General features: G+C 45.3%; 11 protein-coding genes and 1 other annotated feature. Of the genes, 2 read left to right on the top strand and 9 right to left on the bottom strand.

Annotated elements, in window-relative coordinates; all coding sequences use genetic code 11:
• Positions 1 to 12: 12 nt before the first annotated feature.
• The 8 genes from AC4EHJ_RS02000 to AC4EHJ_RS01965 all read right to left on the bottom strand — a co-directional run bounded on the left by AC4EHJ_RS02000 (position 13) and on the right by AC4EHJ_RS01965 (position 8829).
• On the bottom strand, positions 13 to 1407 hold the full coding sequence (locus AC4EHJ_RS02000) for an AMP-binding protein (RefSeq protein ID WP_490973920.1): 1395 nt from the start codon (positions 1405 to 1407) through the stop codon (positions 13 to 15).
• Positions 1400 to 1648, bottom strand: a complete 249-nt coding sequence (locus AC4EHJ_RS01995) for an acyl carrier protein (protein ID WP_490973919.1) — start codon at positions 1646 to 1648, stop codon at positions 1400 to 1402. The genes AC4EHJ_RS02000 and AC4EHJ_RS01995 overlap by 8 nt, the downstream gene beginning before the upstream one ends.
• A gap of 897 nt (positions 1649 to 2545) precedes the next feature.
• A complete protein-coding gene (locus AC4EHJ_RS01990) occupies positions 2546 to 3586 on the bottom strand; it encodes a hypothetical protein (RefSeq protein ID WP_490973918.1) in 1041 nt (346 codons plus the stop codon).
• Positions 3587 to 4054: 468 nt separating this feature from the next.
• On the bottom strand, positions 4055 to 4243 hold the full coding sequence (locus tag AC4EHJ_RS01985) for a DinB/UmuC family translesion DNA polymerase (protein WP_490975600.1): 189 nt from the start codon (positions 4241 to 4243) through the stop codon (positions 4055 to 4057).
• A 234-nt stretch (positions 4244 to 4477) separates the two neighbouring features.
• Entirely contained in the window at positions 4478 to 5851 is a 1374-nt protein-coding gene (gene argH / locus AC4EHJ_RS01980; protein ID WP_490973917.1) for an argininosuccinate lyase, read from the bottom strand.
• Positions 5848 to 7080, bottom strand: a complete 1233-nt coding sequence (locus AC4EHJ_RS01975) for an argininosuccinate synthase (protein ID WP_490973916.1) — start codon at positions 7078 to 7080, stop codon at positions 5848 to 5850. Before AC4EHJ_RS01975 ends, argH begins: the two co-directional genes overlap by 4 nt.
• Before the next feature lie 128 nt (positions 7081 to 7208).
• Positions 7209 to 7769: a DUF3221 domain-containing protein gene (locus AC4EHJ_RS01970; RefSeq protein WP_490973915.1), complete on the bottom strand. Its 561-nt coding sequence runs from the start codon at positions 7767 to 7769 to the stop codon at positions 7209 to 7211.
• 112 nt (positions 7770 to 7881) lie between these two features.
• Positions 7882 to 8829: an MBL fold metallo-hydrolase gene (locus tag AC4EHJ_RS01965; RefSeq protein ID WP_490973914.1), complete on the bottom strand. Its 948-nt coding sequence runs from the start codon at positions 8827 to 8829 to the stop codon at positions 7882 to 7884.
• Positions 8830 to 8947: 118 nt separating this feature from the next.
• Positions 8948 to 9153: a binding site (T-box leader), on the top strand.
• Positions 9154 to 9405: 252 nt separating this feature from the next.
• On the opposite strand from AC4EHJ_RS01965, the gene proC reads away from it, so the two are divergent.
• Together proC and namA are read left to right on the top strand one after the other, a co-directional pair.
• On the top strand, positions 9406 to 10209 hold the full coding sequence (proC, locus tag AC4EHJ_RS01960) for a pyrroline-5-carboxylate reductase (protein WP_490973913.1): 804 nt from the start codon (positions 9406 to 9408) through the stop codon (positions 10207 to 10209).
• Positions 10210 to 10263: 54 nt separating this feature from the next.
• The gene (gene namA, locus AC4EHJ_RS01955) at positions 10264 to 11280 is read left to right on the top strand and encodes an NADPH dehydrogenase NamA (protein ID WP_490973912.1); all 1017 of its coding nucleotides are present in this window, start codon (positions 10264 to 10266) and stop codon (positions 11278 to 11280) included.
• Between the two features lie 413 nt (positions 11281 to 11693).
• On the opposite strand, the gene rnz is transcribed toward namA, so the two are convergent.
• The gene (gene rnz / locus AC4EHJ_RS01950; RefSeq protein WP_490973911.1) at positions 11694 to 12638 is read right to left on the bottom strand and encodes a ribonuclease Z; all 945 of its coding nucleotides are present in this window, start codon (positions 12636 to 12638) and stop codon (positions 11694 to 11696) included.
• Between the last annotated feature and the right edge of the window lie 6 nt (positions 12639 to 12644).

The following is a 12644-nucleotide window of genomic DNA, read 5'->3' as shown; positions in this document are numbered from 1 at the left end:
AGCGTTAATGAATTATCCATTTTTAGGCAACTCAGAATAGAGTATTTTCCCAAAATGGTTACGTGGGATTTCCTCAATTCTCATAATCTCAAAGCCCTTTAAGTTTAATTTTTCCTTAATTATTTTTTTTATTTGAACACGATCTTCTTTTAATGTGTAAATATACATTTGGTCATCCGTCCCAGCGCAGACGCAATCATGACCATGCTCATTTAAAAGTCCTTCAACTTCATCTAAGCTGATACGGTTTCCAGCGACTTTAATGATTCTTTTGATTCGTCCAGTTATAAAAAAATAACCATCCTGATCAAAGTGAGCGAGATCACCTGTGTACAACATACCGTTGTTCTCGTCTTTTTTCGAAAGATCGACTAACGACTCAGCATACCCCAAAGAAACATTTGCTCCTTTGTAGATCAATTCGCCGATAACATTAGGCGCTGTAATTTTGCTGCCATTGTCATCTTGCAGCATCAGTTCTCCACCTGGGATGGCAATCCCAATACTGCCGACTTTATCAAAGTTTTTTTCATGGGGTAAATAGCTCATCCGCGCCGTTGCTTCAGTTTGACCGTACATGGTGAAAAATTGAATCCCTTTCTGATTGCATACTTCAGCAAATTTAGACGATAGATTCGCGCTTAATTTTCCACCTGCTTGCGTTAGTTTTTTTAAACTTGGAAGATTAAACTCTTCAAACTTCAGTCTATTAAGCATCTCATACACGAAAGGAACTCCACCAAAAGTCGTTGCTCGCTGCTCTCTGCATAAGTCCCAAAACTCTTTTTGTATGATAGATGCATCCGTTACAATGATCGTCGCCCCGCGAATGAAATGACTATTGATGATGGAAAGACCATAGGAGTAATTCATTGGAAGCGTTGTTATCGGTTTATCATCTGCATGGATGTCAAGGTACTTCACAATGGATTCCGCATTTTCGAAAATATTTTCATAACTTAAGCGGACAAATTTGGGGCTGCCCGTACTTCCGGAGGTTGATAAAAGGAGCGCAAGATGTTCATCAAGATCATGTTGTAAAAATGTCGGACATCTATATAGTGTGTATTCTCCAAACACATATGAACAATCCATTGTTTTTAATAGGTCTTGATTTTCACTACTCGCCCAAATGTATGCAGGCTTATAAAGGTTAATCAGTCTATGCAACCGATCCATCTGGATGGAAGCATCCAAAAGAACAGGTACAACCCGACCTCTAATAAAGCCCACGTAGCCAAATATAGACTCTTTATTATTTGAACATAAACAAAAAACGAGCGTTCTTTCTCCTACTTTACCGGAGATAGCGTCAGCAATTTCTACCATTTCAGCGTAAGAATATTCGCGCTCAGCATATACAGCGGTGCGGTTTCCAAACTCCTCAATTTTTTTGAAACTATTCATTAATAAAGTCTACTCCCAACCGATTCAATAGCTCCATTCCTGACTGGTAAGAATTGAACTCTGTAATCCATTCAGAATCTATTGAGACATCAAAAACATCTTCAATCGTAGAAATGAGAATCATATGTCCAAGTGAATCCCATTCTCTTGTTTCTCCTAGTGCTAAATCTTCACTTACCTCGTCTTCTTCCAATTCCAACGCATCTATAAATACACTTCTATATTTTTCGATATTTTTCATCATTAACGCCCTTTCAATAATTACTTTCACTTGCATCTGTGTGAAGGCCTTGTTTGCTTAAACAGTTTCTGTATCTGACAATTTTTTAGGATTCAACTACTACAACTTGCAGATGATGCTCTCGCTTCATGCATGCTAATATCTCATTTGGCTCACTTTTAACGATCTATACTTTAATACCAGCTTCTTTTTTGAATGCTTTATATAATGCATCATTGACATCGTAATGGTAGCTTGTTTATACGTCAACATCTTTTACGCTTCCTGAAAGCTATCTTTAAATAGCTTAATTGAAAATGATTATCATATTCAATTATAAGTCCATGAAAAGAAAAGTCAATATAGTAATTAAATGCGATTTTTATACTTATAACTGAATTCTGAGCCTTCACTCATCGAATTCTTGCCGTCATAAACATGGAACACGAACTATGGATCACCCATTTAAAAATGGCGTCGGAGAGCGTTTTCATGAAATAAAACCCTGCTACATACAAAAGCCACTACAGGACAAAGTAGCCGCAAAGAGAAACACCTCGTGAACCTCACCACTTGCTTGATCTCTGACGCACATGTATAGTCTGCTCAATCTACTTCAAGGGTTTCAGCTAGTTTTCGTTTGATGCGCATGCTCGCTTTTTTTGCCGTATTGAACTAAAAGCAACCATGACCAGTTAGTCGATTTGTTCATGAACTTACCAAGTCAGCAATATTAAAACCAAATTATTTAGAAGACTGTGCACTTAAGCCGGCTTTTTCACTCCTATAAATAGCGTTAGATAATCCTCTATTGTCCATGTTTAAATTATTTAGGGAAACTAAAAAAATGACTCCGGCAGAATACCGAAGTCATCTAGTCGCAGCCTAGCTGCGGGGTACCTTTTTATAAACTGTTCATTAAACGGGACGCGGATCAGTTTTTCTATCCCTTTCTCCTTTTATCTCCCTTTTCAATTTTGATGCAGTCCCTTTTTTCTTTTGCGGGCTGAATATGGAAAGAGTAACGGCACTTTTTTTATGGGTTTTGCCAATGATTTGATACAAGTTTTTTTCAATATAACGCAGCTGTTGATGATTTATTTTTTTTGTAGCAACGATATCGTATCCCCATATAGGCGGCTTTAAAATATTTACATATTGATTGCTTTCTCTAACGCGCTTGAAGTGACGGTGCGAATTATCCCATACGATATAATGCTTATCATACGTGCCCTCATGTTCGTTCTTTAGACAAGGCAACACGATATATACGTCTCCCTTTATTCCTTGAGTTCGCTGATCATGTATGTCAGCCGTTGCGGTTTGCCACGTGATATACGCTATACGATTTTTGTAATCCGAATTCGTCTCTCCTGCCATTTTCTTCGGATAAGTTGGTTTTTGTTTTCTCGAAAATAATTCAACAATGATAAAAGAAAAATCCCCCTCAGAATGAGACAAAAATCGCGTCTCCATATGCCTTACATCAATCCACTTTCCCTTTGTGTCTATATCCTTTACCATATCCCGCACAATCAACACAGCGGTAGATTCACTGCTTTTCACATATTCAATATAGGCGGCATCGTATTGTCGGCTATTTATCAAGGGTAGTGGTTTAACTATATGTTGACCTTTTTGCTCTGCTTTACACGTAGCATAATAAATATATCTCTCAATGTAATAAGCTCGTGTTTCTCCCAAAGGCTCCTGTTTTCTTTTAGCTTTTCCTAGTTGTTTCTTACGCTTTTTCTGGTTCTCTATTTTTTGTAGAACTTCAGAATTATTTACAAGATTGTCATTTGTATACGATTCACTACAGTCAAAACAGATTTTCCATTGTTTAATCCAAAGATGCTTTACATCTAGTTCGGTGGTTATTCTCAAATAATCTTTCACTTTCTTTTGCAATCGATTGTTTTCATTTACTACTTGTTTCCCACAAATGATACAGTCCATCGAACAACTCCAATCGTTGCGTTAGTCGAAAAAGGAAAAAGCACTACTCCTTGTTCAAGTAAAGCACCAGTTTAAAAATTACATTATAAATAATAATTCATCTATCATTAGAAAAATTAAGAATACTACGCATTTTAATACGAGCCAGCTAAGAGGCTTTTTTTTATATTATCACTTATTAGTAAATTGTTACATATTCACCAAGGATTCATCTTTACTTAACTGTTTTTGTATCATTAGATGTTTTAGTGTGGCAAACATTACGTTTAATCAGTTAAACGTAATGTTTCGCATTAAAATCGATACTTTTGATGATTTATTTAAATGTTTTTTCTCTGGATAATCCTCAATTATCTGTATTCACTCCATTAAAGTTCTAAAGCCAAGCCAACTTTTCTTGGTTTTTTTTGTTCAATTCTTTAGCCCCTCAAACAATTTCGTTCTCGTTATCGTGATTCCGAATGTTGTCTATGGCTGTCGCAAGCTTTCGGTTCTCCCGCTTGAGGTCTCAAAACAGAACAGCTGCATTGAGAATGCCTCTTCGAGATTGCCGATGGATAAGGAAATCTGTCGGACCGGCTTGCGGATGTAAAAGGCATGGACCAATGCCAGGAATACCCGGTAGATTTGCATTGTCCCATTTGTCGCCTCGTCAATCGTACGTGAGCAGAAAAAGGCGCTACCTAACGCGGTCTTGCTTTAGCCTGCATCCATCCGTAATATACGCCTCAACTGAACTGTTTAGATGTATAAGCAAAGATTTTTCATCCTGCAATTATATAAATGTAGGTGCCGCAAAAAAAAGCCGCAATTCCTAAGGGGGATAGGAATTGCGGACAAAGGGCGCCGACAGCGGGTACCAAGCGCTTCGGCTTTATAAATTTGGACTTGTTACCCGATGAGTTGCTTGGCAAGTCCCAATTGGTAATGTACTTGGTCAAATCCTGTGCCGCCGAGCGAATTTCTGCGGGCTACCGCTGTTTTCGGCAACAGCACACCGTAAATGTCGTCTTCGATCAACGGACTAGCTTCCTGAAGCTCCGCAAGCGGCAAGTCTTTCAGGTAATAGCCGCGCTGGATGCACGTAAAGACCAGTTTGCCGGTCACTTCATGCGCTTCGCGGAACGGCAAGCCTTTGGCGGCAAGGTAATCCGCCAGCTCCGTCGCGTTCGAGAAATCCGAATGGACGGCTTTTTCCATCGAATCAGTGCGGACCGTCATTGTGCGGACCATGCCTTCAAAAATCGGCAAGGAGCCCATCAGCGTATGGACGGTGTCGAACATGCCTTCCTTGTCTTCCTGCAAATCTTTGTTATAAGCAAGCGGCAAGCCTTTCAGTGTCGTCAGCAACCCGAAAAGATTGCCATAGACGCGGCCCGTTTTGCCCCGGATCAATTCAGCCATGTCGGGATTTTTCTTCTGTGGCATAATGCTTGAGCCCGTCGAGAAGGTATCGTCAAGTTCGATAAAGCGGAATTCTTCGCTCGACCACAGGATGATTTCCTCTGCGAAACGCGACAAATGCATCATTAGCATCGATGCGTTGCTGAGGAATTCCAAGATGAAATCACGGTCGCTGACGGCATCCAGGCTGTTTTGGTAAACGCCTGTAAAGCCAAGGAAGCTCGCGGACATTTCACGGTCGATTGGGAATGTCGTGCCGGACATCGCTCCTGCGCCGAGCGGCGACAAGTCGATGCGCTTCATCGATTCAGTGAGGCGCTCTTTGTCGCGCTGGAGCATCCAGAAATACGTCAGCAAATGGTGGCCGAATGAAATCGGCTGCGCACGCTGCAGATGGGTATAGCCTGGTACCACTGTCTCGACATGCGTTTCCGCTTGTTCGACGATCGCGCTTTGGAACGCTTCGATTGCTTCAATGATTTCCTTTACCCGGTTTTTCAAATATAAATGCATATCCGTCGCAACTTGATCATTTCGGCTTCTTGCCGTGTGAAGCTTGCCGCCCACCGGACCAATTTCGTCAATCAGAAATTTCTCTAAATTTAAATGGATGTCTTCGTTTGCCGTGCTGAATTCCAGCTCGCCTGCCTGGGCTTTGACTTTCAGCTTTTCCAGGCCGGACAAAATCTGCTCGCCTTCTTGTTGCGACAGGATGTTGCACGCCGCAAGCATTTTGACATGCGCCGTGCTTCCTTCCAAATCTTCCATTACCAGCTTTTGGTCAAATGGAATCGATGCGCCGAACTCATCAACCCACTGTTCGGCGGATTTCTGGAAACGGCCGCCCCACAGTTTGGTCATATGTTCACCTTCTCTTTCACTTGTTCCGTGACTGCCACTTCTTTTTTATTGACCATAGCGTTGACAACTGTTGGAAGGCCCCATAATTCGATAAAGCCGACCGCAGAAGCGTGGTTAAACGTATCGTCTGTTGAATAAGTAGCCAATTGTTCGTTGTACAATGAATTCGGTGATTTACGCCCTTCCGTAATGGCGTGGCCTTTGAACAATTTCACACGCACAGTGCCGTTGACGAATTCCTGCGTTTCTTTCAGGAATGCTTCAAGCGCGATGCGGAGCGGCGAGAACCATAAGCCTTCATAAATCAATTCCGTCATTTTTTTCTCGATGACCGGTTTGAAATGTGCCATTTCTTTAACTAGCGTGATGTCTTCCAATTCTTTATGTGCCGCAATCAACGTCATCGCAGCAGGCGCTTCGTAAATTTCACGCGATTTGATGCCGACCAGTCTGTTTTCAACATGATCGATTCTGCCGACGCCGTGTTTGCCGGCGATATGGTTTAATTCTAAAATCAGGTCTGTAAATTTATATGAGACGCCGTTCAATTGAGTCGGGACGCCTTTGAAGAATTCGATTTCAACGATGTCTGGAACATCTGGCGTGTCTTCTAGCGCCGCTGTGATATCGTACGCATCAGCTGGCGGCGTTGCCCACGGATCTTCCAAGATGCCACATTCATTGGCACGGCCCCAAAGGTTCATATCGATTGAGAATGGGCTGTCCAAATTCACTGGAATCGGCACATCATGCTCGATCGCATAAGCGATTTCCTCGTCACGCGACCAACCCCATTGGCGAACCGGCGCAACCACTTCAAGAGCAGGATTCAATGATTTGATGGAAACTTCAAAACGCACCTGGTCATTCCCTTTTCCTGTACAGCCATGCGCAACTGCAGTCGAGCCAGTTTCGGCGGCAATTTCAACCAGTTTTTTCGAAATCAACGGACGCGACAGCGCGGACACTAATGGATATTTTCCTTCATATAATGTATGGGCTTGTAATGAAATGAGTGCATATTCATCCGCAAATTCATCTCTCGCGTCAATCATATAACTTTCAACTGCGCCCACTTGAAGTGCTTTTTGTTTGATGAACTCCAAGTCTTTGCCTTCTCCGATATCGAGGCACACTGCAACGACATCGTAGCCTTCTGCTTTCAACCACGGAATGGCCACCGATGTATCTAATCCCCCTGAATACGCTAATACTATTTTTTTATTCAATATGAAAACCTCCAATGTATTTTTATACAGTTATGTGTTGTGAATATACATATAGTAACATGGAATATTTATAAGTGCAAGCGTATAACTCTATAAAATACATAAAAAAAAAGCAGCCGCAGCTGCTCTCACTCTCCACCTATTGTATATTCATGTGTATCAAGGTCGATTTTCACTTCAGACATCTTGCCGTTTTCCATATTGGTGAACAGGAAACCAATTTGGTTGTCGCGCACAAGCGGCTGCCCCAGCATCAGCAAACGAGGCAATTGCTCCCCTTCGATGAACGCCAGCAAAGCTTCTGATTCTTTTTTCGATTCCGCGTCGTTCAAGATTGATACGGTTTCAGCCTGTGCTTCTAGCGGAAATCCATCAGCAAGCGGGCCTGTGTATTCAACGTTGACTTTCATGCCGGTGCGGATGTCGCTGATGACGCCATCTGTCGACTCTTCGCCATTTTTAAGCTGGACCGCCACTTCTTCCGGAATATCGAAATAAATATTATTGACGAGAATCTTGTCTGCTGTCACTTGCGTGATATAGCCTTCTTCCGTCATTTCCTGCTGCTCCGCTGCCACTTCCTGTTCTACTGGAGGCGCTGTTTCTTTTGCGGCAGGTTCTGCCTTTTTATCATCTGAACATGCAGCCAAAAACATCAGGCCAGCAATCATTAAACCGAATTTCTTCAAATTATCCATTCCTTTGCTAGTTGATCAGGGGTGTATCGTCATTATTAGAAAAGTCCAACAGGTTTATTTTAACCGCTCCAGCGACCTGTTGCAATAGCAAGCAGCTATTCTCTTAAGCCTTGCTATAGTAGAGAATGCCATTTTCTCCGAGCCGTTCGATAATCTGACCTTCTTCAAGCAGGTAGTCGATCTGGCCGATTGTTTCCGACAACGTCAATCCCAATTCTTTCTCATAGGCATGAGGGAATAATTTTTGTGTCAATCCGTATACCGTCTCTTCTTCTTGCTTGATCATCGCCAGGACTTTCATTGCCCGTTGGTGCTGTTTCTCGAGCCGTTGCGTGACCAGTTCATGGACATTGCGCACTTCTTCGCCGTGGCCGCTGTAGATGACGTCAATCGGCATTTGGAGCAGCCGCGCTAATGATGCATTATATTGAAGCAATGATTTCGGACGGCCTTCATCTGGGTTTAGGGGCGGTTCGATGAGCGGATTGGAACTCACTTTCGCGATAACGTGGTCTCCGCCGATCATTTCGCCCGTTTCTTTATTCCAGAACGACAAATGGCTTTGCGCGTGGCCAAGCGTCTCCAGCACGGCCCAGTCCGGATGGCCGGGCAGCGTATCTCCTTCATTAATTGCCATATCCAGCGGCCGGCTGCCAAGCAAATTCAGCGGGCGCTTCATTTTCTTGACCCAGAACATCAAATCATCCGGCACGCCTTCCTCTTTTAAGCGTTCCAAATAAAAGGCGTCGTGGTAATCGAAAAAGGCTTGGTCCCGACGAAGCCACAAATCATTATATGGATGGCCATATAATGTAGAGTTTTTGAAGCCATCCACCCAGCCAGCATGGTCAGGATGGTGATGCGTCAGCACGACTTGTTCAATGTCAGCTGGCTCCACATTTGCCTCTTTCAGCCCCGCTTTCAGTGCTTCCCAAGCTTCGGGCGTCTTTGGCCCTGCATCGATTAACGTCAGCATATCGCCCTTCATTAAATAAGAATTAACGTCCCCAACCGCAAAAGGCGTCGGAATAATAATTTTATGTAAACTCATATTTCCATCTCCTCTAAACTGAATGACTATTCATCTATCATACCGCGAAACGGCCGCGCCGTCACGCAACGGAGCCATTTGACAAAACACGCAAAATCCCCCTATAATGCATGTACATATATAAGCGAAGAAAAAGGCCAGTACGGAAGATGAAGGTGTCCAGAGAGTGTGCTCCTGCTGAAACGCACACCCCCGCTCCCTTCCCGAACCTGCTTTTGAGCTGCCGTGCAAAACACGGCCGTCCGTCCGCGTTAAGGATCTCGAGAAGTGCCATTGTGGCAAACTTAGGTGGTACCGCGGAAACCAAGCGTTTTCGTCCTTGCAAAAGCAGGGACGATTGCGCTTTTTTATATGGAAAAGCGCAGGCGCCTGTCGGGGCTGGCCACCTGGAAAAGCGGAATTGCCCGTTTTGCACCGACAAGCGCTGGAAGCCTGAATGGTTATGGCGCTCTTTGCCATTGCTAGACAGGTTGAAGCGACTCGAGGGTCATATGCTCTGCAGCAAGGCAACGTGAAAGGTTCAAACATTTATTTAGAGTTCATGTATCTACTATAGAAGAAAAGGAAGTGCTGAATATGAATATTGTATGCGTAGGAGCCGGTTCCATGGCGGAATCGATGATCCATGGCTGGATTAACAAAAGGATTTTAAAAGCGGAGGATATCGCTGTGATGAACAAGTCCGACCGTGACCGGCTGGAATTGTTGAGCGATGAGTACGGCGTGAAGATTGTCCAGAAAGAGCGGCAGGAATTGCGCAACGCTGATTTTATCTTGCTCGCGATGAAACCGAAAGATGTCGAGGCTGCACTGACGGATATTAAAGACAATTTGACCGGCAACACCGTCATCATCTCTGTGGTTGCCGGCGTATCGATTGAAACAATCCAGAAACATGTCGGCAACTTCCCTGTCGCCCGCGCCATGCCGAACACTTCGGCGAAAGTCGGCAAGTCCGCAACCGGTGTTGCGTGGAGCAAATATGTAACGCTCGACCAGCAGCACGATTTGCGGGATTTGCTGTCTTCGATTGGCAGTGTCACTGTAGTCGACGAAAAGCAGATTGATGCGGTGACTGCCGTTGCGGGCAGCGGGCCGGCGTATATCTATTATTTCGCGGAAGCGATGACAGAAGCTGCGATAGCCAACGGCTTGTCGCCCGCTGATGCCAAACGGCTCGTCCGGCAGACTTTCTCAGGTGCGGCCGATATGCTGCAGCATGAAGATTTCGCTGTATTGCGCAAAAAAGTCACCAGTCCGAACGGAACCACAGCAGCTGGCCTCGCTGCACTCGAGCGAAACAACTTCAAGGGGATTGTCGGCGAATGCGTGAAAGACGCAGCAGACCGTGCGCGAGCCTTAGGACGGGAATTCAAATAATGCCTTCTGGTATACTGAAAAACAGTTGGGAAGAATTTGAAGGAGGCGTTTTTATTGGCAAAGTTGTTTGAACCATATACGATCAAGGACACCACATTTAAAAACCGCATCGTCATGGCGCCGATGTGCATGTACCAAAGCGATAAAGAGGACGGCCAAGTTTCTGATTGGCACCGTGTGCATTATCCGACACGCGCAGTCGGCCAGGTCGGCTTGATCATCGTCGAAGCGACAGCAGTCCAGCCGCAAGGGCGCATTTCTTCCCGCGATCTTGGCATTTGGGACGACAGCCACATCGACGGTTTGGCAGAAATTGTTCACCTGATGCAGCAAAACGGCGCGAAAACCGGTATTCAACTGGCACACGCTGGCAGAAAGGCGACCGTTGAAGGCCCGATTCAAGCACCGAGCGCCATCGCTTTCAACGATAAATACCAGACACCGGTTGAAATGACCGCTGATGAAATCCATGAAACCGTGCAAGCGTTCAAGGACGGAGCATTCCGCGCCAAAAAAGCGGGCTTTGATGTCATCGAACTGCACGGAGCGCACGGCTATTTGATCAATGAATTTCTGTCACCTTTGTCCAATAAACGGGACGACGAATACGGCGGCACTCCGGAAAACCGCTATCGCATCCTGCGTGAAACAATCGATGCGGTCAATGAAGTATGGGATGGCCCGTTATTCGTCCGCATCTCCGCACATGATTACACTGATGGCGGCATGACGCCTGAGCAATACGTGGAAATGACGAAATGGATGAAACAGCAAGGCGTCGACTTGGTCGATGTCAGTTCTGGCGCATTGGTGGCGGCACAGATACCGGTGTTCCCCGGCTATCAAGTGAAGTTCTCTGAGACCATCAAACACGAAACGCCAATCGACACAGGCGCTGTCGGACTCATCACGAGCGCGCTGCATGCAGAAGAAATCCTGCAGAACGGACGCGCGGATATGATCTTCCTGGCGCGTGAGCTGCTTCGCGAACCATACTGGGCTTACGCGGCGGCAAAAGAATTGAAAGCCGACATAGACGTTCCTGTGCCGTATGAGCGCGGCTGGTTATAAGGCAGTTGCAAAAAACGGCTAATTTAGTATACTTAATGTAACGCAAAAAACCGAATGCCTAGGCATTCGGCCAGCTGCATGCCGCGCAAGAGCGGTTGGCTGGAAATCTTGGTTTCAGAAAATAACCGTCTTTCCTCTACCACAAGGGACGGTTATTTTTTTTTGTTAATGACTAAAATCATGGAAACGACCAAAGTCACTGCACTGATCGTCAAACCGATGCTCGTAAAAACGAGACCGAATGATTCTGTAATCGTCATATCACCACCCCCTTTCCGGGAATGGCCAAACCGTCCTCATGCAGCTGTACTTTTATTTTAACATAAAGGGAACACTTGTTCTATTATTTCCATAAGTTTTTTAATATTATCCCAAATAAAGCCATCGGCATTCCTTGGCTTTCCAATTAATTCTTATTTTTTTTTGATTTCCCTTGTTTGCTGTTGCCATTCGAATTCCAGCAAATCACGGGCGATGTGGAAATCGGAATGCACATCTTTGACTTGCCCGATGAGCCGCTTGTCATCTTCCGGCAAAAAACGTGCGCTGATGTGGTTTGCGATGACGGTTTTAGCCTTCGCTAAGCTGCCGGTGCGGGCTGCGTCCAAAAATGTCGAATGGCCGTAATCCGCCGCGAGCTTCTGGGTGTCGCTGTCAAAAGTCGCTTCGTGGACCAAAACGTCGGCATCCTTGCCAAGCGCCACGGCGTTCTCGCAAAACCGAGTGTCCCCGAGAATCGTTACGACAAATCCGGGCTGCTGCACAGCAGTGACGTCTTCGCTGCGCACTGTCCGACCGTCTTCAAGCAAGACGTCTTTCCCATTTTTCAGCTTCGCCAGCAATGGTCCTTTAGGGACACCGAGCGCCGCCGCTTTTTCGATCTGCAATTTTGCCGGCAGCGGTTTTTGCGTGATGCGGTAGCCCCAGGACGGAATAGCATGGTCAAGCTCTGCCGCTTCAACCACCATCGTACCGTCTTCGAAAACAGTTTTTTCTCCCAGTTCATGGAATGAGATATCATAGGTCAAGTGCGTTCGGCTCAAGCGCAAAACCGTTTCCACGTACTCCCGGATGCCTGGCGGGCCATAGATGCCGAGCGGCTCGTCCCCGCCTTGGAACGAACGCGAGCCCAAAAGCCCCGGCAGTCCAAAAATATGGTCGCCGTGCATATGGGTAATGAAAATCTTTTCGATTTTCCGCAATTTCACTGTCGTATGTAAGATTTGGTGTTGTGCCGCCTCACCGCAGTCGAACAGCCAGACGGTACCGCGCTCTTCCAACAGTTTCAGGGCCAGCGAACTTGTATTGCGCATTTTTGAAGGCATGCCTGCCCCTGTCCCCAGAAATAATAACTGCATAATGTC

This window comes from Planococcus sp. TJ-301 (assembly GCF_058268475.1).
The sequence above is the reverse complement of the archived record's forward strand: the minus strand, read 5'-3'. Positions and strand labels throughout refer to the sequence as shown.